This is a genomic window from Acaryochloris marina S15 (genome assembly GCF_018336915.1).
Lineage (GTDB): Bacteria > Cyanobacteriota > Cyanobacteriia > Thermosynechococcales > Thermosynechococcaceae > Acaryochloris > Acaryochloris marina_A.
Genome location: NZ_CP064923.1, coordinates 5711430 through 5736772, shown reverse-complemented (window position 1 = coordinate 5736772; position 25343 = coordinate 5711430). Strand labels below are relative to the sequence as shown.

Annotated in this window: 25 protein-coding genes; 16 read left to right on the top strand and 9 right to left on the bottom strand. The window is 45.9% G+C overall.

Going from position 1 to position 25343, the window contains the following annotated elements; genetic code table 11:
* Nucleotides 1-23: 23 nt before the first annotated feature.
* Nucleotides 24-497, top strand: a complete 474-nt coding sequence (locus tag I1H34_RS26275) for a low molecular weight protein-tyrosine-phosphatase (protein ID WP_212663778.1) — start codon at nt 24-26, stop codon at nt 495-497.
* Here the strand turns inward: I1H34_RS26275 and I1H34_RS26270 are convergent.
* A complete protein-coding gene (locus tag I1H34_RS26270) occupies nt 494-1156 on the bottom strand; it encodes a response regulator transcription factor (protein ID WP_212663777.1) in 663 nt (220 codons plus the stop codon). The two genes, I1H34_RS26275 and I1H34_RS26270, sit on opposite strands and share 4 nt — an antisense overlap.
* A 56-nt stretch (nt 1157-1212) precedes the next feature.
* Between I1H34_RS26270 and I1H34_RS26265 the strand changes: the two genes are divergently transcribed.
* Nucleotides 1213-2226: a glycosyltransferase family 2 protein gene (locus I1H34_RS26265; protein ID WP_212663776.1), complete on the top strand. Its 1014-nt coding sequence runs from the start codon at nt 1213-1215 to the stop codon at nt 2224-2226.
* Between the two features lie 200 nt (nt 2227-2426).
* On the opposite strand, the gene I1H34_RS26260 is transcribed toward I1H34_RS26265, so the two are convergent.
* Together I1H34_RS26260 and I1H34_RS26255 are read right to left on the bottom strand one after the other, a co-directional pair.
* On the bottom strand, nt 2427-3122 hold the full coding sequence (locus tag I1H34_RS26260) for an IS630 family transposase (RefSeq protein ID WP_212663775.1): 696 nt from the start codon (nt 3120-3122) through the stop codon (nt 2427-2429).
* Nucleotides 3119-3562, bottom strand: coding sequence for a helix-turn-helix domain-containing protein (locus I1H34_RS26255; RefSeq protein WP_212663774.1), 444 nt, complete (start codon nt 3560-3562; stop codon nt 3119-3121). The genes I1H34_RS26260 and I1H34_RS26255 overlap by 4 nt, the downstream gene beginning before the upstream one ends.
* Before the next feature lie 562 nt (nt 3563-4124).
* On the opposite strand from I1H34_RS26255, the gene I1H34_RS26250 reads away from it, so the two are divergent.
* The 4 genes from I1H34_RS26250 to I1H34_RS26235 all read left to right on the top strand — a co-directional run bounded on the left by I1H34_RS26250 (nt 4125) and on the right by I1H34_RS26235 (nt 10490).
* Nucleotides 4125-5120, top strand: coding sequence for a glycosyltransferase family 2 protein (locus I1H34_RS26250; protein WP_212663773.1), 996 nt, complete (start codon nt 4125-4127; stop codon nt 5118-5120).
* A 540-nt stretch (nt 5121-5660) separates the two neighbouring features.
* Nucleotides 5661-6490, top strand: a protein-coding gene (locus I1H34_RS26245; protein WP_212662238.1) for an IS1 family transposase whose coding sequence is annotated in 2 segments (ribosomal slippage) — nt 5661-6002 and nt 6005-6490 — 828 coding nt in all. Because the reading frame shifts where the segments join, the coding sequence is not laid out codon by codon here.
* A gap of 424 nt (nt 6491-6914) precedes the next feature.
* On the top strand, nt 6915-7991 hold the full coding sequence (locus tag I1H34_RS26240) for an NAD-dependent epimerase/dehydratase family protein (protein WP_212663772.1): 1077 nt from the start codon (nt 6915-6917) through the stop codon (nt 7989-7991).
* A gap of 522 nt (nt 7992-8513) precedes the next feature.
* Nucleotides 8514-10490, top strand: coding sequence for a glycosyl hydrolase family 28-related protein (locus I1H34_RS26235; protein ID WP_212663771.1), 1977 nt, complete (start codon nt 8514-8516; stop codon nt 10488-10490).
* Between the two features lie 68 nt (nt 10491-10558).
* Here I1H34_RS26235 and I1H34_RS26230 read toward each other — a convergent pair whose 3' ends face one another.
* The 3 genes from I1H34_RS26230 to dnaA form a co-directional block, all read right to left on the bottom strand.
* Nucleotides 10559-10762: a hypothetical protein gene (locus I1H34_RS26230; protein ID WP_212663770.1), complete on the bottom strand. Its 204-nt coding sequence runs from the start codon at nt 10760-10762 to the stop codon at nt 10559-10561.
* A gap of 223 nt (nt 10763-10985) precedes the next feature.
* A complete protein-coding gene (gene dnaN, locus I1H34_RS26225) occupies nt 10986-12104 on the bottom strand; it encodes a DNA polymerase III subunit beta (RefSeq protein WP_212666450.1) in 1119 nt (372 codons plus the stop codon).
* A gap of 631 nt (nt 12105-12735) precedes the next feature.
* The gene (gene dnaA, locus I1H34_RS26220) at nt 12736-14103 is read right to left on the bottom strand and encodes a chromosomal replication initiator protein DnaA (protein ID WP_212663769.1); all 1368 of its coding nucleotides are present in this window, start codon (nt 14101-14103) and stop codon (nt 12736-12738) included.
* Nucleotides 14104-14255: 152 nt separating this feature from the next.
* On the opposite strand from dnaA, the gene rpmH reads away from it, so the two are divergent.
* The 6 genes from rpmH (at nt 14256) to I1H34_RS26190 (ending at nt 17737) form a co-directional block, all read left to right on the top strand.
* Complete coding sequence (gene rpmH / locus I1H34_RS26215) at nt 14256-14393, top strand: 50S ribosomal protein L34 (protein ID WP_212663768.1); 138 nt, start codon at nt 14256-14258, stop codon at nt 14391-14393.
* A gap of 63 nt (nt 14394-14456) precedes the next feature.
* On the top strand, nt 14457-14816 hold the full coding sequence (gene rnpA, locus I1H34_RS26210; protein ID WP_212663767.1) for a ribonuclease P protein component: 360 nt from the start codon (nt 14457-14459) through the stop codon (nt 14814-14816).
* Nucleotides 14806-15207 (top strand): PH domain-containing protein, encoded by a 402-nt coding sequence (locus I1H34_RS26205; protein WP_212663766.1) that lies wholly within the window; start codon nt 14806-14808, stop codon nt 15205-15207. The genes rnpA and I1H34_RS26205 overlap by 11 nt, the downstream gene beginning before the upstream one ends.
* Nucleotides 15208-15454: 247 nt before the next feature.
* On the top strand, nt 15455-16672 hold the full coding sequence (yidC, locus tag I1H34_RS26200; protein ID WP_212663765.1) for a membrane protein insertase YidC: 1218 nt from the start codon (nt 15455-15457) through the stop codon (nt 16670-16672).
* Between the two features lie 5 nt (nt 16673-16677).
* Nucleotides 16678-17202, top strand: coding sequence for a Jag family protein (locus I1H34_RS26195; RefSeq protein ID WP_212663764.1), 525 nt, complete (start codon nt 16678-16680; stop codon nt 17200-17202).
* 31 nt (nt 17203-17233) lie between these two features.
* Nucleotides 17234-17737 carry a YceD family protein gene (locus I1H34_RS26190; RefSeq protein ID WP_212663763.1) on the top strand — a complete coding sequence of 168 codons (504 nt, stop codon included), beginning with the start codon at nt 17234-17236 and terminating at the stop codon, nt 17735-17737.
* On the opposite strand, the gene I1H34_RS26185 is transcribed toward I1H34_RS26190, so the two are convergent.
* The gene (locus I1H34_RS26185) at nt 17734-18213 is read right to left on the bottom strand and encodes a molybdenum cofactor biosynthesis protein MoaE (protein ID WP_235110858.1); all 480 of its coding nucleotides are present in this window, start codon (nt 18211-18213) and stop codon (nt 17734-17736) included. The genes I1H34_RS26190 and I1H34_RS26185 overlap by 4 nt on opposite strands.
* Nucleotides 18214-18249: 36 nt before the next feature.
* Nucleotides 18250-18948 (bottom strand): lipoyl(octanoyl) transferase LipB, encoded by a 699-nt coding sequence (lipB, locus tag I1H34_RS26180; protein ID WP_249369663.1) that lies wholly within the window; start codon nt 18946-18948, stop codon nt 18250-18252.
* A 171-nt stretch (nt 18949-19119) separates the two neighbouring features.
* Here lipB and hpf point away from each other — a divergent pair, with 171 nt between their 5' ends.
* The 4 genes from hpf to I1H34_RS26160 all read left to right on the top strand — a co-directional run bounded on the left by hpf (nt 19120) and on the right by I1H34_RS26160 (nt 23679).
* The gene (hpf, locus tag I1H34_RS26175; protein WP_212663760.1) at nt 19120-19758 is read left to right on the top strand and encodes a ribosome hibernation-promoting factor, HPF/YfiA family; all 639 of its coding nucleotides are present in this window, start codon (nt 19120-19122) and stop codon (nt 19756-19758) included.
* A 215-nt stretch (nt 19759-19973) separates the two neighbouring features.
* Nucleotides 19974-21263: an MFS transporter gene (locus I1H34_RS26170; RefSeq protein WP_212663759.1), complete on the top strand. Its 1290-nt coding sequence runs from the start codon at nt 19974-19976 to the stop codon at nt 21261-21263.
* A 143-nt stretch (nt 21264-21406) separates the two neighbouring features.
* Nucleotides 21407-23215, top strand: coding sequence for a biosynthetic-type acetolactate synthase large subunit (gene ilvB / locus I1H34_RS26165; protein ID WP_212663758.1), 1809 nt, complete (start codon nt 21407-21409; stop codon nt 23213-23215).
* A 2-nt stretch (nt 23216-23217) separates the two neighbouring features.
* The gene (locus I1H34_RS26160; RefSeq protein WP_212663757.1) at nt 23218-23679 is read left to right on the top strand and encodes a hypothetical protein; all 462 of its coding nucleotides are present in this window, start codon (nt 23218-23220) and stop codon (nt 23677-23679) included.
* A 37-nt stretch (nt 23680-23716) separates the two neighbouring features.
* On the opposite strand, the gene I1H34_RS26155 is transcribed toward I1H34_RS26160, so the two are convergent.
* Nucleotides 23717-25333: a glycoside hydrolase family 3 N-terminal domain-containing protein gene (locus I1H34_RS26155; RefSeq protein ID WP_212663756.1), complete on the bottom strand. Its 1617-nt coding sequence runs from the start codon at nt 25331-25333 to the stop codon at nt 23717-23719.
* Nucleotides 25334-25343: the final 10 nt, after the last annotated feature.

Sequence of the window (25343 nt, the reverse complement as noted above, 5' to 3'; positions counted from 1 at the left end):
CCACCATCCGCACCCCAACCCCAATGCCCCAAAAGCTATTATTTGTGTGCCTAGGCAATATTTGCCGTTCACCTTCCGCAGAAGGGATTATGAATCACCTGCTGCAACAAGAACAGCTCACCCATGCCTATCAATGTGACTCGGCGGGTACCAGTAGCTATCATATTGGTGCTTCCCCAGACCGGAGAATGGCAGCGGCTGGCTTGCGGCAAAACATTGTGCTGACCGGCAACAGTCGGCAAGTACAGCTCGAAGATTTTGCCGACTTTGACATCATTCTGGCTATGGATCGCCAAAATTATCGCGATTTGATGGAGATGAATCCAGACGAGCAATATGCCAGCAAAATCCACATGATGTGTGATTTTTGTACTAACTTTGCCGATAAAGAAGTACCCGATCCCTATTACGGGGGAGCTTCAGGATTTGATTATGTAATTGATCTACTGGTAGATGCCTGCAGTGGTTTATTAGAGAATCTGCAAAAGACCGGTTAGTGATCGTCGTCGATGGCTCCTAGCAAATGATGTTCCATCGCAAACCGCACGATCTCTGCTCGGTTACTCGTTTCTGTTTTTTGCAGCAGTTTACTGACATACTTTTCCACAGTGCGAGGGCTGAGATGGAGTTGTTCGCCAATTTGGGCATTGGATAGCCCCTCCGTCAGCAATAGCAAAACTTGCTGTTCTCGCTGGGTCAGATTTAGAGCATTAACAAACGCAGTATCCACCGAATCACGGCTGGGAGTAGCCTGAGAAACCGCCTGGATCTCCGTTTGTACAATTTGCACTCGGTCTAAAAGGCTACGAATCACGACTGCCAATTCTTCCAAGTTAAACGGCTTGGCCAAGAAGGCATCACAGCCCAATTTATACCCTCGAATCCGCTCTTGAGTTTGGAAGCATTCCGTTAAATAGATGACGGGGAGCAATCGAAATGCGGGTTGTTGCCGCACCAGTTTCACTAACTCATAGCCATCCATCTGTGGCATTCTAATATCAGTCACTAGCAGATGGGGGCGGTACTGTTGGACTAGCTGCCACGCTTGTTTGCCCGTTGCGGCTGCAATTACGGTATATCCCACTGCTTCCAGATAGTCAGTGACCGCTAATCGAATACCCGGTTCATCATCCACGATCAACACGGTTAAAGGCATAGAATATCGAGTGCGCTTTGCAGGTATAGTCTCTTTTGTTTAGTTATAACAATCCCTTGACGCCATTCAGTCTCCCTTCATCAATTGCAAGCAATTCGGATCAAACAGGTAATGTAACGTATTCTTTCGTTATTCCGATTTACAACGAAGAAGACAATATTGCTGAACTGTATCGACGCTTGCAGGCCTTAATCACAACCCTGGATGGTCCTTCAGAACTGATTTTGGTGGATGATGGCAGTTGCGATCGCACCCTCGCTTTACTACGCCAACTGCACCAAGATGATCCGTCCGTTCGTTATATCAGCTTAGCCCGCAACTTCGGCCATCAAATCGCCTTGACTGCCGGTCTACAGTTTGCCGCTGGCCAAGCCATTATCGTCATGGATGCCGACCTCCAAGATCCACCCGAAGTCGTTCCGGATCTGATTCAACAATGGCAGCAAGGCTACCAGGTCGTTTACGCTCAGCGAATCTCACGACAGCGAGAAGGCCTCATCAAACGCTGTACCGCCTACCTGTTTTATCGATTTCTCCAGCAGCTCTCCAATATCCACATTCCCACCGACACCGGTGACTTTTGCCTCATGGATCGGCAAGTCGTGGATTTACTCAATAAAATGCCCGAGCGGAACCGCTATATCCGGGGTCTTCGGGCTTGGGTGGGCTTCCGGCAAACTGCCATTACCCTCCATCGCCCCCCTCGATTTGCTGGAGACGTCAAATATACCTTCCGCAAATCCCTCACCCTGGCCCTCAGCAGCATTATGGCTTTCTCCAAAGTGCCCTTACGCTTAGCCACATACCTGGGGTTATTTGCATCCGCCCTCGCTGTCTTTATGATGTTCTTAACCCTCTACTGGCGATTTTTCAATCCTTCCAGCCAGCTGATTGGCTACACCATGATTACCATGGCGATCTTTTTTCTCGGGGCTGTCCAACTGATTTGTCTCGGCATTTTAGGGGAGTATGTCGGCCAAATTTACGAAGAAATTAAAGGACGCCCCCTCTATACAGTCAAAGAATTCGGCCATGTCCCTGTTGTGAAAACGTCTTACTCTCAGTCATAATCCAACATCTTATTTCACTAGAAGGATCATGATCTTGGCCTAGATACTTTCAAGAGCAAAGTTTCTCAATACCTCAATCCCCATTCTTTGACCGCAATCCTGATCTACTTTGTAGGCAACCACTAACAATCCCTAGATATATTTCTCAAAAACCTTTGACATCAATTTCAGCCAGCATGCTTTTTCATACTAGTGCATCGTCAATATTTAATTTTAGGGTAGATAGAAGTGAGCTTACACCTGGCATCTTCAATGTTCATTTGCCAATCCACACCGCGTTGCGAGTGGTTCACATCAATCGGCCATGCTTGAACTTCATCTTTTAGAGTTTCAATCGTCCCAAAGCGCCTCCTATCAATACACTGTCGAGTCATTGCACTCAGTTCGTTTTCGGCCACGTTCAGCCAACTGCCATGCTTAGGGGTGTAGCAAAAGTGGATGCGTTGAACGAACCGCCGGGCACGCTCAGGCTCGAACACCTCATAGAAAGCCCCTTTGGTATGGGTGTTGAGATTGTCACAGGTGAGTATGACTTGTGGGCATTGTGCATAGCGTCCTTCCATTAAGACTGCGACTTCACTGGCCCAATCGATTTTTGTTCGCCGCTCACGAACAGTTGCTTGTCGCCACCCCGCTAAAGGTTCGCTAAACATGAAGATATTGGCGGTACCTGCACGCTCGTACTCATAATCAACCCGCTTAGGGTGTTGAGCGGTGGCTGGAATAGGGCACTTGATTTCTTTGTGGAGTTGGACAGGCTGTTCGTCCATACAAATCACCGGACAACTTGGGTCATAAGACTGAGCATACACTTCCAGCACTTCTTCCATCTGAGCAACGAACTCTCCATCTGCTTCAGGCGGAATCACCCAGTACTCAATCTTGCGGTTGGTCATCCCGTTTTTTTCAGAGTCTGACGAACCGTTTCATGGCTGACAGATTCTACGATACCTAGTTCTACAACTTTGCGTGCCAGCAAGCGCAATGACCAATTCCCGTAGCCTTTAGGAGGGCTGCCTAATCGCATGGCAATGACTTGAGCTTCCTGCTCACCATCGAGTAACTTACTGCGAGGTGCTCTGACACGTTGGGCACCGTTAAGGGTTTCCTCACATCCTCTCTCTACAAGACGTTTACGAATGTTCTCAACTGTTTTAACTCGACAAGAATAAGCATCTGAAGTGCGTTCATCGGTCCAATTTGGCCCGTCGGCATTTGCTTTCAAAAGAATTTGAGCACGTCGTACTTTTTGGCTGCTGCCCTTGAGCTTTTTGATGACGGCTTGCAGATGGTTCTGCTCATCTTCACTCAGTCGGACAATATATTTTTTCGGCATAGGGATAGGTGTTTTCTCGGTCTGACTGCAATACTGCCACCATTGTTACCTACCCTAATCTTTTAGCTTGACGCTGCACTAGTGCCATAATAAATACGCCATTAGAAGCACAACCCCTATAAGCCTCTTGCAATATTTACATAACATGCTAATCGACTCATTTTATGAGCTAATTTTGCTTGCCTGGGTCCTGATCATATCTTTTGACAAATTATGCAAGAGATCTTGTCGATAATCGAGGCTCTCAAGAAGTATAGAAATCGTTTATTATCATATGCATCTATCATTATTATATGTGTAAAAAATTTATTAAATGTCTTTGTGGGCACAATTCTAGACTGACAACTTTGTTTACTGGTAGTTCGAGAATAGCTTTTACTTCAACCAGCAATTGATAACTATTACATAGCTTTATCCTCTTCACGTATCAGGCATTGAGAACGTATCAGTAGACTAATACTGATAAGGAAAGATGAACGAGATGATGCTAACCAACCTTCAATCTATTACATACTCCTACTCGCTCTAGACGATATATTAGCCATTTTATACCTAAACTCAAATGGGTTCTACCCAAAAATTCAATAAAAACATCTATATCAAACAAACTTCTATGCAGTCTAAACCTAAAGAAACTCAAGTATCCATGCCAAAACCTTATGGCTATGCTTTCACAGTGTTCACATCGACATATAATCGTGCTAATTTACTGCATCGAGTTTATGACAGTCTTCAAGCACAAACATACAAAGACTTCGAATGGTTGATCTATGATGATGGCTCCACAGATCATACTGAGAACCTAGTTCAAGAATGGAAAAAAAAATCAGATTTTCCTATTCACTATACATGGCAAGAAAATAGAGGAAAAGCCAAAACTATGAACCGTGCTGTACAAGCAGCAAAGGGAGAATTATTTTTAGCTTTCGACTCCGATGATGCCTGCATCCCTGAAGCTTTGGAGAGATTCAAATATCATTGGGACTCTATTGTAGAGGAAGCAAAAAGTGACTTCTGTGGTATCACTGCTCTTTGTGTCAATCAATATGGAAAAATTGTAGGCAAGTCATTTCCATCTGACATTTTAGTTTCAAACTCTATTGAACTCCAAAGTAAGTACTTCATTTTTGGCGAAAAATGGGGATGCCAAAAAACAGACATTCTCCAGCAATTTCCTTTCCCAGAAATCCCTGGAGAACGCTTCATAGAAGACTCTATTGTTTGGAATAAAATCAGCCTAAATTATAAAACAATATTTGTAAATGAAGTATTACGCCTCTATTACGAAAATGCTCCAGATGGAACTACCACTTTTTCAGCCAAACTCCGTGCTGAGAATCCTAAAGGGGCTCAACTTTATTATAAAGAATATACTAACCTTCCTATGCCTTTGATATTGAAGATCAAAGGTTTAGTTAACTACATTCGTTTCTCATTGCATGGAGGTATCAAACCTAGATTAATTATTCAAGAGAGTGAGCATACATTTTTATCAACCATATTTTTCATTGTTGGTTTTTTAATCTATAAAAAAGATCTATCCGAGATTCAGAGATAATTTCTGCCAATCATCTAAATCTCAAAAAGACTGAGTGATCTTCTAAACATCAAGAGTCCTGCCAAGCATTTTTTACAGACTGGTCAAGGTTGAGTAATACAGCTATGAGCTTGCAAGAGATTGATAGAACTCAAACCTTGACTAAACCACAGTTAAGCTGGCGATTCACGAGTAGAGAGCATGTCACTTTTACAGATGCATAAAACTTAGAATCAAAAATCTAATGTCTGAAAGCAAGGCTAGCAAAGGCTTCCAAAATGATTATAAATACTAGATTACAAAGGTGACATGCTCCCCTTGCATCAAATCTTCAGAGCAGCTTCACCTCTTGGAACATGGTCATAGACATTTTGAGTTAATTTGGACTATTGTTTAGCTCCTGTTTTCTCGATGCATTTCATAAACAGAAGAACCTAGCATTGCTCTGAGACATAACCTCGTCTAAGACTAAGGTGATACATTCCGTTACATACTTTGGTCGTGCCTCAAGTAATTGTGGGTTGAGTATACTAGAGGCTCAGCTCAGCTTCTAACCTACCCATGCAATGCCCACTATGCGGTCATTCCAAAGCACACAAGCATGGCAAGATGCCCAACATGCTTCAACGATACCGTTGTCCTGAGTGCCAGCAGACCTTTACTGAACGCTTTGATACCCTTTACTATCGTCGTCAGGTGAGTCCAGAGCAGGTCCGACAAGTCCTCCAAGCCCATGCAGAAGGGAGTAGTCTTCGAGGTATCACTCGGACCAGTGGCCTAGCTTACAACACTGTAGTCTCTCTAGTAAGAGCTGCTAGCCAACGATCTCAGCAACTCCATAATGGCCAAGTGCAAGCCGTTGAAACGGAGGATGTCAGTGCAGATGAAATGTGGTCCTTTGTGAAAAAAAGCAAAAACACTGTCTTCCCCATGAGCTAGAGATGGGTGATTGTTGGATGGCGATTACCTTGGCAAACACAAGCGGCGTGATCCTCTCGTGTCGTGTGGGCAAGCACACCGATTCATTATTGAATGAACTGGTGACTAGCACTGAAGGTAAGACCGATTGCAAGGACTGGAATAGCGACGATTGGGGGGGGTACGAAAGAGTGTTGCCTTGGGAGATTGACCATTACATTGGCAAGGACAGAACTCAACGACTCGAACGCACCAATGGCATTATTCGGCAGCACAGTGGTCGATGGCATCGACGCCAGAACAAATTTGGCAAAGTGTGGGCGCAAACCAAAGTCACTGCTCGATTAGTGGTCAGCTATTTCAATTGGATTTGGACACACAGTCGGCTTAAAACAACGGCGGCACAACGTGCTGATCTAGCCTCGCGAGCTTGGCATTGGGATGACATACTCACCTACCCCACAATTGTTTGATGCACGACCCATACTTTCTTCTAAGAGTACTATGAGAGGGATAATCCACATGTCGACCCAAATTGCTCTTCACTTGATTTTAGAAAGACAGTAGTGGAATATCAAAACTGCCAATTTGCATACATTCCAATACGCTCTACCTCAAATTATTGGGTCATATCTTGGTGAAAACCTTTTATTCAGAATTTGGTTAGAGGTTATTTATCAAGTAAAGATAAAAACAGTCTGAAATCTATGCTGTGTCATCAAACGAGCATTGTTGTCTCAGAAGTCATCTAGAATCATTATTCACATCTCAAAGCCTTTGCTCACAAGCATTTAGACCCATTTGATATTTACTTCATAAATGACTTCTTAACTTGCTTTCACAATTCTTGAATAACGTGACATTGAGTCTAAACAAAAATATAATGAAGCTTAAAAATTGACCAGAGAAAAAATGCGTATAGTTATGTTGGGCTGTGGCGGCTTTATTGGTAGCCACTTGTTGGATCGTTTACTTGCTGAAAATGAATGCGAAATTCACGGCTGGGATTTAGCAGATTACAAAATTAAAGAGCATCTTGCTCATCCCAAATTTCATATGCATCGCAGCACAATTTCATCACCAGCTGCTCTGCAAGAGATTGAACAAGAGATTGAGAAGTCTGACATAGTCATTAATTTGGCTGCTATCTGCAACCCAGCTGAATATAATACTCGTCCGCTGGACGTGATTCACTCCAATTTGTTTGATATCTATCCGCTCATTGAGCTTTGCGCCAAACATAAACGATGGTTGATGAGCTTTTCTACAAGTGAAGTATATGGGCGGACCGTTGCAAGTTATCTTCCCAACAATAACTATGAGGATCCCAATTTATTTGAGCTGCGCGAGAATGAAACCCCACTCATTATGGGCCCCATTTCTAACCAAAGGTGGACCTATGCTTGTGCTAAACAGATGACGGAACGACTTATTTATGCCCATCATATGGAAAGTCAATTACCCTTCACCGTTATCCGTCCCTTAAATTTTTTTGGTCCTAAAATGGACTATATTCCAGGTCGTGATGGGGAAGGTGTACCCAGAGTTCTGGCGTGTTTTATGACGGCCTTGCTAGATAACAAACCCATGTATCTCGTTGATGGGGGAGAAGCTCGACGTACCATTGTTTCGATCCATGATGCCATTGATGCACTGCTACTCATGCTCAAGAAGCCTCATCAAGCTCAAAACCAAGTTTTTAATATTGGTAACCGTGAGAATGAGGTCACTATGGCTGAGTTAGCTGATTTAATGCGCCAAACCTATGCTCGAATCACTGGTGATATGAATTATAAAGAGCACCCTATCCTGACAATCAGCTCTCAAGACTTCTACGGCAAAGGTTACGAAGACTGCGATCGGCGGATGCCTGATTTAAGTCAAGCACAAACTCTCTTAGGCTGGACCCCCAAAATACCTCTGACCGATGCACTCTTTGAAACCATGGACTTCTATCATCAAAATTACGCCTAAAACAGGGGGTATCACTAGCTTAATTAGCGTGTCTCGAAACTACCCACCTGGCAGTTACACAATTCACGGTTGATGATATTCAGAGCTCATGTTCACTGGAGCTTATAAAGCAATTGGGTCAAGTCAAGGGTTAAGACTTAGCTAGTCTAACCTGAGTTCGGGATAAGGAAAGACGAGAAATTCTTTGCAGGCATACGGTTCAAAAAATCAACTGTTGGACTAAACAACCAGTTATTGATAATTAGCCTGATTTATTGAGAATAATCTCTTTGATGAAGCTTATTTGCAGATGTCTAAACAAAGGGAAAATCATAGAAGACGTAAAATCAACCGTTTCAGAGATTGCTTATCTCGAACTCAGGTTAGTCTAGTCTTGAAAAGTGTTTTGTTTTTGATCCAATCACTTCTTTGGCCATTAGATGAGCCCCATTGCTCTTAATAACTCTCCAAAGCCTATTTCTATAATTTGATAGGCTTTGGAGAGAAAGGCCAATCGTATTCATTCGTTTGGAGCCGAGCAATATGTTTTTTCAGTCATCTTCTGGGGTCACACAAATCTGGTTCTGGGGGAAGAAATTTTTGCCCCATCCACTGCGGCAGTTTTTAGGCTTATTATGCTTGTCTTTCTTGCTGTCCTTAGCCTGCACACCAGCAGCATCTAATCGGTCTGCACCACCGGACAATCCAAATGTCGCAGCCCCCCCTCCGACCCTAGCGGCCACTCCCATCAATCGCCCAGCAATTGTTTTCCCTAACGATGCAGGCATTATTAATATCACCGGCTTTGGGGCTATTCCTAACGATGGCCAAGATGATACCGCTGCCATCCAAGCTGCCATTTCAGCTCATCCGACTAAAAATCATATTTTTTACTTTCCCAACGGAACCTACGACATCAGCGACATGCTGACTTTGGCAGGCAGCCAAAAGCGGAATATTTTTCAAGGGGAGAGTGAGCAAGGGACCGTTCTGCGCCTGATGGACAATGTACCTTCCACCTATGCCAAAGCAATTCTAAATTTTGGCCCAGCCCCAGCCCAGCGCTTTCGGAACGCCATCCGTGACATGACTGTCAATGTCGGTCGCAATCATCCCACAAGTATTGGCGTTCAATTTAATGCCAGCAATCAGGGCACAGCTCAGAATGTGACCATCCTCTCTGAAGACAGAAAAGGAAATATTGGTCTCGACATGAGCTATACGGACGAAATTGGCCCGTTATTGATCAAAACAGTCACCGTTAACGGCTTTGACTATGGCATAAAAACCCGTTGGCCCACCGCTAGCCAAACCTTTGAAAATATTACTTTGCTCAACCAAAACATCTGTGGATGGCGGAACACCAATTCTCAGAAAGTGTTTGCCCGGAAAGTTCGCAGCCAAAATACAGTATCGGCCATTATCAACGATGGAGAAGCAGGCTTTGTTCTGCTGGATTCCACCTTAACCGGATCTGGCGCTGCAGCCTCTGAGCCTGCCATTAGCAATCAGAAATCCATGTATATTGATCGGACCCAGACCACAGGATATAAGCTAGCGGTCAAAAGTAACGTCAATTGGGGCCGTGGCAATGGCAATATTCCTAACGGCAAAATTACAAATTATCTAGCCAATGGCTTTGGTAAAAACAGAAAAGGAGGACCTGTCACTCTTTTTCCCTCTGCCAACCAAATGTTAGGACTTCCGATTAAAGAAACACCAGACATTCCTTGGGAAACCGATCTGAGCAAATGGGATGGTCCCCATAAACATCTTCTCGGCACCAGCGGTCTTCCAGATGATGATTTAGATGACACACCTTCTATTCAGGCAGCCATCGACTCTGGGGCAACGACCGTTTACCTCCCTAGAGGCACATGGACCATCAATCAATCTCTAGAACTTCGAAATAATGTCCGCCGGTTGATGGGCACAGAAGCCAAAGTCAAAATGGCGAAGAATGCGGTGATTCGAGTGGGCCCCGGTAAGGCTCCCAGTGTCACGATTGAGCGACTAGAGAAGGTAGAAACCATTGAACATACCTCTCAGCGCACGTTGGTGCTGAACAATTTACTAGGATTCCACTATGTCCCTAAAACCCCAACACCTGGAGATGTTTTTATTAATGACTGTGTAGGCTCTTCAGTCATCTTTAAAAACCAAAATGTCTGGGCGCGACAGCTCAATCTAGAAAGTAATACCCAATCTCAACCCAACATTACCGCCAAAGTGCTGAATGACAATGCCCGGGTGTGGATTCTGGGCTATAAAACAGAAGATGAGGGCACAACCATCAAAACGATCAACGGTGGCAAAACGGAATTGTTTGGTGCGGCTCATGTAGGGAGTGGTGTCTCGAATCCTGATAATCCCCGGTTCATCACGGAAGACTCATCTTTTTCAGTAGCCGGTATTTACGGTAAAGGCTTCTCCATCATCGCCAGGGAAACCCGCAAGGGGAAAACCCAGACGACTGATAATTTAAAGAATGCCGATGCCTATATTGCCTATCCCCAATAAGGTATCCACAAAATTTCCCCCTGAACACGACTGTTCAGGGGGAATTGATTAAGAGGTAATTTTTGAGCTTAATCGCGGCAACCAGGCCAATGTTCTTCATCTTCGGGAGGCTGGTCAGCAACGATGGGTGTTAATGCACAATCATTTTCTGAATCGATCAGAGCAGGCTCAGCCGTATCTGTAGCAGTGAGAAATGAACGCATAGCGTTGGCAGTGCTGGCAAAGACACTCACCAAGCTCACGGACAACACCAAAATTACGATTTCTTTCATTCTCTTAACCCTTTAGACAGTTGGCTGAAGGATGGGCTTGTATGGTCTGGATACTCAAATTCTGAAGATCTTCTCTTAAAGAATTCAATCTATCTACAAACTTAACCCAGATTCTCCATCAGCAATATTAATAGTTGATAGTCTACTCACTAATGCTGTAGACCGTAGGTCAATTTAAATAGTTCCCCATATTACTTAAGATACCCGTTATTGATCGGCTATGCTAACCCCGAATTTGAATGGGCATAATTAAATATGTGATTTGACGTCCCGAGATGGGAGATAAAACTGCTGGCATCGTCGCTGAATTCATTTGCAGCTGAACTTCCTGACTATCAAGGGCTTTTAATCCGTCACTCAAATATTTCACATTAAACGCGATGTCTAAATCCTCACCTGAGATTTGTGCTGGCAAACGTTCTTCTCCCATACCCAACTCAGGAGCTTCTGCAGACAGAGCCACTTGCTGCTCAGTGCTATCTACCTTCAAGCGAATAATATTGTTTTTACGAGCAGCTAACACCGCAATGCGCTCAACACTACTGAGCAGCAGTTGCCGCTCAACCGTCACTTGCCGCTCAAATTGCTTAGGAACGAGTTGAGGATAGGCTGGATATTGACCTTCCAGCAATCGGCAACTGAGCTGCTCTGTTCCTTGCTCTCCAGTTAGCTCAAAAATAGCCTGATTGGTATCAAACCTGAGAGCGACATCGGCATTCACCCGACCTAACATCCGCTCTAGTTCCCGCAAGGCTTTAGCAGGCATGGTCATGGTCATGGGTTCAGGGGTTACTAGATCGGGAAAATTTGCGATCGCAAGTCGATGCCCATCCGTTGTGGCAAATTCAAACCCTGACTCTGAGGTGTTGAGATGCAGCCCCGTTAGAATTTGTTTACTTTCATCGGTACTGGCTGCAAACAGCGTGGCTTGCAATCCCTCTAAAAACACATCTGTAGGGAGATCTAGTGCTGGTATATCATCCAAGCTGGGAAGTCCAGGAAATTCCTCTGCCACTAACCCCTGCATTTGGTAATGACCCGAATCACAGGTCAACGTCACAGCTGTGTCATCGGTTTCAACTTCAATATCGCAATTGGGTAAGCGAGACACAATATCGTTGAGAAACCTTGCTGGCAAAGTCAAAGCGCCTGTTTCTTCTACTTCTGCAGCAATCCAAACTTGAATTCCTAAACTTAAGTCAAACACGGTCAAGCCAAGGCGTTCAGTTTGAGCTGTTAATAAAACATTAGCCAGAACTGGGTGCGTCGGATTCGAGGGTACGACTCGGCTGAGGAGTGACAGTTTGGAATTTAGATCACTTTGCTGACAGACCAACTTCATAACGCTTCTAAGGACTTCAACACTTTCTAAACTCTGGGAGCAACATCGTAACATCATTGCCCTGTCCCACAAAGTTGAAAGGAATATTGCTCAAAAATTGAGCCTATCTATATTCTCCTATTTTTAAATTTAAATAATAGTAGTAATAGTAGGGCCTGTGGAAAATGTGGAAAAAGTAGAAAACTCTATTGATAACAAGGCTTTAGTGGATCACTTACCTGTGGAAAACTTGTGGAAAAGATCGGGGGGTTTTCCACAGGGTGTGAATTAATATTTTTTTCTCCACAAGATACCCTAGTTTTCCACAAAGTTTCACCAGTGTTTTCCACAGAAAAATGGCAGTTTTCCACAGGGGTGAATTGGAGGTTTAGAATTCTTAATAAAAGATTTAATATTTTGTGTTTATTTTCCTATAATCCTTATTCAGTAAAGCTTTGATGGAATGATTGGGAGCACTGAAGAAAATTGGATATCAAGGGGTTAGGAGTACGTTAATAATCCATAGATATTGTGCAAAATCTATAGTGCGGTTTTCTTACACATAACAAGATGTTGCCAGGGTTCAACATATCTGGATCGACGCACTCTGACCTTTCCCTATGGCAGAAGCCATCATCTTGATGGGCTAGCCTTAGGGTTGATTGGCAAGCTTAATCCGATCGCCTAACTGCCGTAGTGACTGTGAGAGTTCTGGATTCTTTTTTTGTAGGTCTGAAATTTTGTCACAGCTATACATGACGGTGGTGTGGTCTTTGCCACCGAATTCATCGCCAATTTTAGGCAGGCTGAGGTCTGTATGTTGACGCATTAAGTACATCCCAATTTGTCGAGCCAGGCTAATTTCTCGGCGGCGGGAATTGCCTTTGAGATCATCAATAGAGATCCCATAAGTATCAGCGACAGCATTAATGATGCTTTCTGGCGAAGCTGAGATTTTTGCAGTGGGTGGGTTTAGAACTGGAGCGATGTTTTCCACATTCATGGGAAGTCCAGAAATAGAAATGTAGGCTACCGCTCTGATCAGAGCACCTTCTAATTCTCGAATGTTGGAAGTGTAGCTAGAGGCAATATATTCAATGACTTCTCTAGGGAGGCGGATATTTTCATATTCTGCTTTCTTCTGCAGAATTGCCATTCGAGTTTCTAAGTCAGGGGGCTGAATATCCGCAATCAAGCCCATCGAAAATCGTGAGCAGAGTCGCTCTTGTAATCTTGGAATTTGACTTGGGGGACGATCAGAGGCCAAAACGACTTGTTTACCCGCCTCATGCAGGGTATTGAAGGTATGAAAAAACTCTTCTTGGGTGTATTCTTTGCCTTCAATAAATTGAATGTCATCGACTAACATCACATCCACAGCACGGTAATGTTCTCGAAACTTTTGCATGCCATCTTTGCGAATGGCGGCAATCAAGTCATTCGTAAATTGTTCAGTGGAGATGTAGAAAATGCGTGAGTTGGGAGAAATCTCCAGTCGGTAGTGGCCGATCGCTTGCATCAGGTGAGTTTTTCCCAAGCCAACGCCACCACAGAGAAACAGGGGGTTAAATTCTCGCCCTGGAGATTCGGCAACTGCTAAACAGGCCGCATGGGCCATGCGATTATTGGGGCCTACCACATAGCGAGAAAACACATATTTTGGATTGAGACTGGCTTGTTTTCGTTGGGAGCTGTTGGTTTTTTCAGCAGGGCTAGAGGCGGGGAGTGGAGAGGCAACCTCAGGAGCAGAAATCGTGGCGCTGGAATCCCCCTGGGCAATTTCAATTTGAATTTCGACGGGATGACCTAAAATCTCATGGACTACATCTCGAATGGTTTTGACATAGTACTTTTGCAACCAATTCCGGGCAAACGGGTTGGGAGTGCGAATCACCAGGCGATGCTCGTCTAGCTGTTCAGCACTGGCGGTTTTAATCCAGGTTTCGAAAGTGGGGCGGCTGAGCTGCAGCTGCAAACGCTCCAAAACTTGGCTCCAAAGAGTTTCAAGAGAAGTTTCCATGGATTACCTCGACAGCAAGCTGAGCAACATTGAGCGTAAGGGGTTTCATCGGGTCTGGCAAGAGTGGGTGATAAGATTGTAAACTATGGATTCTGGGTCAAACGCTCGACCTAAATGCCTTGACCTTGTAAAATCTTTTGACTGAATAAATTATGACTAAACGAACCTTGGGCGGAACCTGCCGCAAGCGCAAAAGAACGTCTGGATTTAGAGCTCGGATGCGCTCTCAGAGTGGCCAAAATGTAATTGGATCTCGACGACGCAAAGGCCGTAAGCGTTTATCCGTGTAGAGCAAAGTCAGTGAGTTTAAGGCCGCCTAAACGTTTTAAACCCATGCTGATGACTCAGGCTGAATGTTAGCAACCCCGCATCGCTTGAAAAAAAACCGAGATTTTGGTGCTGTGTACCGTAAAGGTAGCCGCCAAAGCACTAAATACTTGGTTTTAAGAACCCATCGCTCTGGAGTGAATGCAACAAAAATCCCGATTCGAATTGGGTTTTCGATTAGCCAAAAAGTGAGTAAACGAGCCGTTGTTCGTAATCGAATCAAGCGGCAGCTAAGAGCGGCGTGTCACCAGCTTCTGCCTGAATTACAGCCAGGTTGGGATGTGGTAATCGTTGTTCGGACAGCTGCCGTTCAGTGCGATTACTTTCAATTTCTGCAACAATTAAGACAGTTATTTGCAGACGCGGAGATCCTAAATGGGTATTAAAGAAGAGGTCTACTACGAAGGAGGACCTCATATTGGTGATTTACTTTTAAATTCTGTTTTAGCTTTAACTATATTTTTTATTCCGCTGACAATTGGTGCTCTGGTCAGAGCGCTTTGGCTACGATTTCGGATTACCAGTCGGCGTGTAACAGTCAATGGTGGCTGGTTTGGTCGTACCCGGACAGATGTGGTCTATTCAGAAATTTCTGAAGTGTCTGTGATCCCCAGAGGGTTAGGCTTTTGGGGAGACATGCTGATTATTTTAAACGATGGTAGCCGCATCGAATTGAAATCTTTGCCGAAATTCAGAGATATTGCTGCTTATATTGAAGAAAAAGTGGAAGCGAAGTCTCAGGCAAAATCCACTGTTGTGAGTGGTTCTGCATCTTAAGAATTTGGGTTGGGCAACCTGAGAATTCAACATTTGTTGCTCAGATGAGTATGATGGAAAGGATTGTCTCAGTTTGTGTTCAATCTTAAAATAATGTTGGGATTGGCTGGCTATTTGCTCACAGTATGCGTTACCCGTAAAATCATGCTTGTTAAAGAGTAGATGCTCTTCAATGTTCTGAAAACAGTGAGAGGCTCAGTCAACTCTGTATTTTGCTAATTTCCGTCCTTAGGTCAGCTATACACGAATGAACTTTATTGGATTTATCTCGGACAACATTATGTTGCCGATCCTGGATTTTTTCTACGGGGTCGTGCCTAGTTATGGATTAGCCATCGTTGCCCTAACGTTGGTGATTCGTTCTGTTTTGTATCCGGTAAGTGCGGGCCAAATTCGCAACATGCGGCGAATGAAGGTCTCACAGCCTGTGATGCAAAAGCGCCAAAAAGAGCTACAAGAACGATACAAAGACGATCCAGCTAAGCTGCAAGAGGAGCAAACCAAGCTGTTTAAAGAGTTTGGTAATCCCCTGGCCGGATGTTTTCCGCTGTTAATCCAAATGCCGATTCTATTTGCGTTGTTTGCAACCCTGAGAGGATCGCCCTTTGCCAACGTTAACTACACTGCGAACTTAAAAATTCTCCCCCAAGATAAGATTGCAGAAGTTCAGCCTGAGACGTTCACCACAAAGTCGCAGAATATTTTTGTCGCTGAGCAAACTCACTATCCAGTGGTTGGTATTCTGCCTTCCGGTAAAGAGTTAGGGGTTGGGCAGTCCACTGATTTTCAATTTCAGACGATTGGCGGTAAGCCGCTTCAAGATATTATTCCTGAGTCTGAAGCTGGCAATATCATTCCCACCTGGACCGTGACAAAGGGTGAGGATCGAGTAAGTATTGACGAAAACGGCCATATTATTGCCCTACAGCCTGGTGATGTCACTATTCAAGGTACCTTGACCGGCATTGCTGCAGAAAAAGGATTCTTATTTATTAAAGCTCTAGGCCGGGTGGGTGCAGTCGAAGGCGAAATCTTTACCACTACAGACGACGGTGCTCAGTTTAATGCGAATGCGATCCATTGGGATATTTTACTGATGGTGATCGGCTTTGGCGTGTCTTTATACGTCAACCAGTTATTGTCAGGACAGGGAGGGAATGATGATTCTGGGTCCCAGCAACAGGCGATGACTAAGTACATGCCGGTGATGTTTTCGGGCATGTTTTTATTCTTTCCCTTGCCCGCAGGTGTACTGTTGTACATGCTGCTAGCCAACATTTTTCAGACCGTTCAAAGCTATTTCTTGTCAAAAGAGCCTTTGCCTGAGAACCTCCAAAAAATTGTGGATGAGCAGGAGAGAAAAAAGGCTAAAGAAGAGCGAGCATCGAAAGTGGTGGCTGAAGATGGTGAGCGGGGTGCACTTCCCTTTGAACCTGAGTATTCTAAAAAGAAAGCATCGAGTTAATGCCCATGAGTGAGTCGAATGTTCAGCAAGGACAAGAATGGTTGTCCCATTTGCTAGGCCATTTGGGAATTGAGACCCCTGTCAGTAGTGATAAGCCGGATATTGCCCAAACCAAATTTAAGGATTTTGGTGGTTTCTGGCTCACCATTGATGATAGTGGCTTGTCCCCTGAACAGGTTGACTTACTGATTGGTCATGATGGTCGGATGTTAGATGCGATTCAATATTTGATCAACTCCACGCTCAATCTGGGTAAGGATAAGGAAGATCGGACTGCCTATACGATTGAGATGGCGGATGTTCGGGTTAAGCGCTATGAAGAGTTGAGTCAATTGGCTATTCAGGCTGCTCAATCTGTTCGAGAAACAGAGCAAGAGTACGTCCTGCCTCCCATTAATTCAGCGGAACGGCGATTAGTCCATACGATGTTGTTTGATGAGTCAGACTTAGAGACGGTTAGTCGTGGTCAAGAGCCAGATCGCCGTTTGGTGGTGATGTTGGCGACAGGTGAGTCTGCTGAAGAAGATTAAGTAGACAAGGGATGGAGAAAGGTTTCTCGCGATGGACAAGGTTTACATCCCAGATATAGAAAATGCTCCCCGGCAGACGATTGTTTTAGAGGTTGATGAGTTTTTATCAGAACTCACTTCCTTAACGGCTGTGCAGGGGCATGTCACCCTAGTTCACCAGGGAAATTACCTGCAGGTGAGCACGCAAGCGAAAACGATTGTGACCCTGAACTGCGATCGCTGTTTGCAGCAATATAATCATCGGTTGGCTGTGGATGCCTCAGAGATGATTTGGCTTTCAGCAGAAGTGCCAGAAGCTGAGCCTGGCTTAGAAATTGAAGTTACTCTCGATGACCCCGTGGAAATTCTATTTCCCCAGGGAGATTTTAGTCCTGAAGACTGGCTGTATCAGCAGCTCAGTCTGCAACTTCCCCATCGACAGCTTTGCGATCAGAATTGTGAAGGCTTGCTAGAAGAGGCAGAAAAAATTGAGCAGCCTGTTGACCGACGTTGGGCTGCATTAGAGTCTTTAAAAGAGCAAATGCAAGGGAACTAAGGCTTTTCTTGTTCACAGGCCCCAATATTGACCCAACTACTAGAGCCATCGGCCCAGTGTTCTTTTTTCCAAATGGGAGCATTGTGTTTGAGGGTATCAATGGCGTACTGACAGGCGGAAAAGGCTTCAGATCGGTGAGGACAGCCAATTGCTACGAGGACACTAATCTCGCTAATTTTTAGATGGCCAGTGCGGTGGTGAATGGCAATCCGGTTGACCTCTGGCCAGCGCTGGCGAATCTCAGTGGCGATGGTTTGGAAGACTTTGAGAGCCATGGGTTCATAGGCTTGATACTCAAGGGAGAGCACCTCTTGGCCGTCTGTTTGATCACGGACAGTACCGCTCATCACTACAATGGCTCCGTTATGAGGATGATCGGCGTGGCGATAGAGGTCTTCGAGGCTGAGAGGGGCAAAGGTAATCAAAAAGTGATCGTCAGTTTGAGAGGTGGAGCTAGGGGCCATAGATAAGGGCATTGCTGGAGAAGGAAGCTGCCTTTCTATCATGACTGATTAATTGGAGGATGGAGCATGACTAGAGAAGGGCACAGGACCCTCTGGTACTAGAGCAATATCAAACACTTGGGCAAACTGATGGAGTAAGGTTGCAGTAACCTCTGCACTGTCGAGATTGGGAATAAATTGAGTTAAGCTGCCGACGGCCCGATTTTGGATGCCGCAAGGAATAATTTGGTCAAAGCCAGACAAATCAGGGTTGATATTGAGGGAAAAGCCATGCATGGTAATCCAGCGACTGACTTTAATGCCGATGGCTGCGACTTTGCAATTGTTTAGCCACACCCCAGTCAACCCAGGAATTCGCTCTGCTGCCAATCCATAGATATCTAGAGTGCGGATAATCACTTCTTCTAGCTGCCGTAGATACCAATGCAAATCGGGTTGATGGTGCTTGAGGTTGAGGATGGGATAGCCCACAAGCTGTCCGGGACAATGGTAGGTCACTTCTCCGCCCCGTTCGATGCGGTGGAGAGCATGATCCGATTGTTCAGGATTGAATTTGAGAAAGTCTAGGCTGGCCCCTTGCCCGAGAGTATAGACGGGGGGATGCTCTAGCAGGATCAGTGTATCGGGAAGTTGAGGATTGTGAATGCGATCGCACACCAGTTGCCGCTGCCAATCCCAAGCTTGTTGGTAGTCCACCAGACCCATTTGGTACAGCCAACAAGGACGGAGAGATGAGTCAGACGCCATAACCGATGGATGTGATGAAATCAAGGGTATTTTCCAGTAATCCTAGGTTGGCAGCATTTAAGAATTATCACGGGATGCGAAGCAAGTTGAAGACAGAGCAGAACAGTCCCCCCTTGCAGAATACAAAATGTTAGGGTGAGGTTAACACTGACCATTAGGGGAGGCAACCCTATGAAGCTTGTTATTCATGGCAAGAATATTGAGATCACCGATGCAATTCGTGAGTACGTCCACCAAAAGATCGAAAAGGCTGCCAGTCATTATCAGAATTTAACTACAGAAATCGATGTACATTTGTCGGTTGCTCGTAATCCTAGAATAACGACCAAGCAAACAGCGGAAGTTACCCTATTTGTAAATGGTTCTGTCATTCGGGCAGAAGAGAGTTCAGAAAATCTATACGCCAGCATTGACCTGGTCGCTGACAAAATTGCTCGCCAGCTCCGTAAGTACAAAGAGAAGCGGCAGACGAAAGGGCCTAATAAAGGTTCTAATCGTTCAAAAGCTGTTGCTCTCCAAATTACAGAAGAGCAGCCACTGATTGGGGATTTGACCAGCGATCGCGCTCCGGAATTACCCGAAGAAGTGGTGCGGTGCAAATACTTTGCTATTGCGCCCATGTCGATTCATGACGCCCTTGAACAGTTGGACTTGGTTGACCATGATTTCTACGTGTTTGAAAATGCAGACACGGGTCAGCTGAATGTAATTTACGAACGGAATCATGGTGGATATGGGGTGATTCAGCCTCGCCAGGGTAATCCCAGCACCAACGGTCAAGCGAAACAAACTGATTTTCAAACCGTATAACGTTTGCTAAGTCTGACAATATAAACCCCTGCTTTGTCAGGGGTTTAGTGCTATTTATGGACTATCTTGAGGGCCTTGATTGAGAGGATAATTTCGGCAAAGCCCCCTAGTTGAGTACAATATTGCGGTTGCTTGAGTTGTGTCTTGCCCTGGGACTGGGCAGTCTATGAGTACCTTCCCTCGCAGTCCAACCGATTACATCACCATGCGGATTTATGCAGACTTCTGACCCCCAACCCTCTAACGGTGGATTTCGTTCCCTGATGGATAATCGGGCCTTTGTGGTCCTGTGGGCGGGACAGATTATTTCACAGTTAGCGGACAAGTTTTTTTTTGTACTGCTAATTACCTTGGTAGGCGACTACCAACCCCCAGAAAATATTGAGAACTCCATGCGGTCATCGGTGATGATTGCCAATACACTGCCAGCAGTGTTCTTTGGATCTGCAGCGGGCATTTTTGTCGATCGATGGTCGAAGAAGCAGATTTTATGGACCACAACCTTGATGCGGGGCTTGTTGACCTTAGTCATTATCGTGTTGCCCAAGTCTTTACCCTTCTTTCCACTGCTGCTAACGGTCGCGTTTTTGGAATCGATCTTGACCCAGTTCTTTGCTCCAGCTGAGCAGGCGGCTATTCCGGTATTGGTAAAGCCACGTAACCTAATGCCCGCGAATGCCCTATTTACGACGACGATGATGGGCTCTTTAGTCGTTGGCTTTGCCGTCGGAGATCCCCTGCTAAGCTGGTCACAAAATTGGGGTGGTGTGAATGGTCGGGAATTGTTGGTGGGCGGATTGTACGTGCTGTCGGCGATTGTCCTGGGGATCATGCTGCCCTTGCGCGAGAAAAAGCATAACGAAGCGGTGGCCTTACACCCCTTTAGCGACTTGAAATTGGGTTTCGCCTACCTGCGTAAAAATCGGTTGATTAGTAATGCAATGGTGCAGCTGACGATGCTGTATTGCGTTTTTGCAGCTCTGTCGGTTCTATCGATTGGTTTAGCAGAAAAAGTGGGCTTTGAAAAACCCAGCCAGTTTGGCTTCTTGCTAGCAGCGGCTGGGGTGGGTCTGGTGATTGGAGCGGGTGTCTTGGGCCAATGGGGAGACCGATTTCACCATTTACCCTTGCCCCTATTTGGGTTTATCAGCATGGGCGTGGTGCTGATGCTGTTTTCGTTTATCCATAAAGACTGGTTGGGGGTTGACCTCAGTATTGCGTTGAGCTTGAGCTTGAGCATGTTCTTAGGGATAGGGGCCGCGATGATTGGGGTGCCAATGCAGACTCTGATTCAGGTCAAGACACCGCCAGATATGCGGGGTAAAGTGTTTGGATTCCAGAACAATGTGGTTAATATTGCTTTAAGCGTGCCTTTGGCAGTTGCCGGTATTTTGGCAGATGTTTTAGGGCTGCGGCGAGTGTTGATTGCTATGGGGATCACCGTCGTGGTGGCGGGTTTCTTGGTTTGGCGTAGTACCCGGAAAGTCTTGCAGGACGTGATTTAACGTCTCTTGTTGTAAACTCTTCTGCAATTTCTCTCGACAGGTTGAAGTCACTCCGCTTAAACTATATAGATCTATACAATTGTCACTTCTCAACGGACGATAAATACTCTTTTTGCAATTGGATCTGAATGTGAGGTTCTCCTGTGCGTGCGACCGGAGCTTTTGCTTTACTCGATAGTCTAAAAAATCACGGCGTCAAACATATTTTTGGCTATCCTGGTGGTGCGATTTTGCCAATTTATGATGAGGTCTATAAGGCCGAACAGCGTGGCGATCTGAAGCATATTTTGGTTCGCCATGAGCAAGGGGCATCCCATGCTGCCGATGGTTATGCCAGAGCAACGGGACAGGTTGGCGTGTGTTTTGGCACCTCCGGTCCGGGGGCGACCAACTTGGTCACTGGAATTGCTACGGCCCATATGGATTCAATTCCGATGGTGGTGATTACGGGACAGGTGAATCGACCCGCGATTGGCAGTGATGCCTTTCAAGAGACCGATATCTTCGGGATTACCCTCCCCATCGTTAAGCATTCTTATGTGGTCCGGGATCCTGCTGATATGGCTCGGATCGTGGCGGAAGCCTTCCATATTGCCGGAACTGGCAGACCGGGACCCGTCTTGATTGATGTGCCCAAAGATGTGGGTCAGCAGGAATTTGACTATACCCCTGTGCAGCCCGGGGCGGTTAGCTTGAAAGGCTATCGCCCTACGGTCAAAGGTAACCCTCGCCAAATTAAACAAGCCCTTGAACTGATTCGAGCAGCTAAATCACCTCTCTTATACGTGGGGGGTGGGGCTATTTCGTCAGGTGCCCATGGGGAGCTGAAAGAGCTAGCAGAGTGGTTCCAAATTCCAGTGACGACTACTTTGATGGGGAAAGGCTCCTTTGATGAGACCCACCCATTGTCTGTCGGCATGTTGGGAATGCATGGCACGGCCTATGCCAATTTTGCCGTGAGTGAATGCGACTTGCTGATTGCAGTGGGTGCCCGCTTTGATGATCGGGTGACAGGCAAACTGGATGAATTTGCCTCTAGGGCGAAGGTGGTTCATATCGATATTGACCCAGCAGAAGTGGGCAAAAATCGTCCCCCTACCGTCCCGATTGTGGGAAGTGTGAAGCCAGTCTTAATAGAAATGCTGAAGTTGGCAAAACAGGCTTCGCCTGTTGATCCAGTCCAGACTCAAGAATGGCGATCGCGAGTAGAGCGTTGGCAGCGAGATTATCCGCTCACCGTACCCAGACCGGCAGAGAAGTTATCTCCGCAAGAAGTGATTTTTGAGCTGAGGAAGCAAGCTCCCCATGCCTACTACACGACAGATGTGGGCCAACATCAAATGTGGGCGGCTCAGTTTTTGCAAAATGGTCCTCGACAGTGGGCTACTAGTGGTGGCTTAGGAACGATGGGCTATGGTTTGCCTGCGGCAATGGGGGTGCAGGTAGCCTTACCCAATGATCAAGTCATCTGTATTAGTGGCGATGCCAGTTTCCAGATGAATTTGCAGGAATTGGCTACCCTGGCCCAGTATGGCATCAAGGTGAAAACGGTCATTATCAACAACTTCTGGCAGGGAATGGTGCGCCAGTGGCAGCAAGCCTTTTTTGGCGAGCGCTATTCCAATTCCAATATGGAAGCGGGGATGCCCAATTTTGAGAAATTGGCAGAGGCGTTTGGCGTTAAAGGTGGAATCCTGAGAGAACGCAACGATTTGGAAAGTGCAGTTGCTGAGATGTTGGCGTTCGACGGTCCCTACCTGTTAGATGCTCAGGTAACACGAGATGAAAACTGCTATCCGATGGTGGCTCCAGGTAAGAGCAATGCTCAAATGCTAGGGTTGCCGGATCAAAAAAAGTTGGAAAAGGCGGCAGAGCTCATTTATTGCAGTAGCTGTGGGGCCAAAAATACGTCATCGAATAGCTTTTGCCCTGAATGTGGGACGAAGTTATAAGCATGGATTTGCAGCCCCAGGTGCAAACACTGATTGATGAGGCTCCACAAGAGGGAGGGATGCCTGCTGCGATTCGAATTATTGCCCCGTTGCTTAAAGAGTTAGCGGAGCAGCATTTGAAGTTTGAGCAGTACTATATTCTGCAAAATTTGCAGGGGAATTGGCAGTTAACGACGTTGCAGCATCGGCAAAAGCCAGGGCTGGAGAAAACGGTGGTGTATGGGTTTGCTAATTTGCAAGATGCGACTCGGTCGAGTCGGTCAGCGGATTTGGTAGCATTGCCAGTGCCGGTGATTCCGTTGCTGTTTCAGCTGTTGGCGTTGGAGCCTGTGGATAGCATTCTCTTTTTGGAGACGGCGGGTGATTTGGATACAGGAGAAGAAATTACTCGTCAAGAATTACAACAGTTGGTTCAGAAGGCACTCAAACAACAACAGCCTTCTCCACCCATAGATATTGCTTAAACTGTGATGAATGGAGCTTGATCAGCATTCACTACAGTTACCCTATTTCACCAAAAAGCTCTTTGAGAACTGATTCTTGTGCTAAAGGCATTTGCCCATAACTAAACCCATAGGGAATTTCAGCAGAAAGCTGTGCTTGAAATTGAGTTAAGGCATAGGGACTGCCGTAAACGGCTAAGGCCTGTAACTGCCCAGATTTCAGCAAGAACTCAAACCAAGCTTCGGCCTTACGACTTAACTGGGCGCTGCCTCTAAACGGATTACCCCTGATAAACAGTTGCAAAAACGTCGGCTGAGCCTCTTTATCTAAAAGTATCTCAGGCGTATTACCATCCACAATCTGCACCTGATAGCCCAACTTACGAGGCAGATCAATTGCTGGAGCCTTACGACTCAGAAACTCACAATCCAACAAATCATCCACAATAATCAACGTGCGGGCATGAGCAGGCACCGAAGTGATCTGTCCCTGCACCACATTCGAGCCCTGCAGAATTGTGGCAGTCGCCTCTATCGCCTCAGTTGTTCCCAATCGGTCTAAGTCGATCTGCAGAGGCGTATGGGTTTCCCAAGCATGTTGATAGCTTGTATCCTCCACTTCATAGCTCGTAATTTTCTGCTTCGCCCGCCAAATCCGCTCCACTGATGCTTCAATTTGCTCTAACGGAATGCGCCCCTGCTCCACTGCTGCACACACCGCAGAAATGGCACCCGGTGGATCCGCAGGCATCATCAAAATATCGGCTCCAGCAGCCACTGCTAACACTGCTGCTTCATTGTCTCCATATTGATTGGCAATTGCTCCCATCACCAAAGCATCCGTGACAATCAGACCATCAAATCCCAGAGCTTGCCGAAGTTCCCCCGTTAGAATTTTGGGAGAAAGGGTAGCGGGATATTCCGGGTCTAAAGCGGGTATCAATAAATGAGCGCTCATTACCCCATCCACGTTCGCTGCGATCGCAGCCTGAAACGGCGGATATTCGAGACTACGAATCCGATTTACATCATGGGGGATGACCGGTAAATCCAAGTGGGAATCTGTGGCTGTATCACCATGGCCAGGGAAATGCTTAGCTGTTGTCAAAACGGGATAGGGTTGCGCGCCTTGAATAAACGTTGTTGCCAATTGACTGACCAGCTCTGGTGTTTCGCCAAAGGCCCGCACATTAATGACTGGATTTTGGGGATTGTTATTGACATCTACTACTGGCGCTAACACCCAATTTAAGCCGATGGCTAAGGCTTCTTGTGCTGTCCATGCCCCCATGGCCTGAGCAGACTGTTGAACTTGCTCGATAGCAGTTCCAGATTGAACCATGCCTGATAGGGCTAACGGCGGTGGAAACCAGGCTGCCCCAGAAAAGCGTTGTCCGACGCCTTCCTCAATATCTGCTGCCATAAATAGGGGAATGGCAGCCCACTCTTGCAACTGTTGACAGCGACAGGCAATCTCTCCTGCACTGCCTCCCAGCAAAATCACCCCACCCACTCCCAGGTCTGTTAGCCAATGGCGGAGTACGTCCGCTTTGGGCTCCCAACTGGGGTATTGAATTTGATGATCGAATAGGTAGCCGGAGGCTCGGACGACCAACATTTGAGCAATTTGCTCTGGCAAAGACAGGGAATCTGGCTCTGGTAATAAATGAGTCAAAAGTTCATCC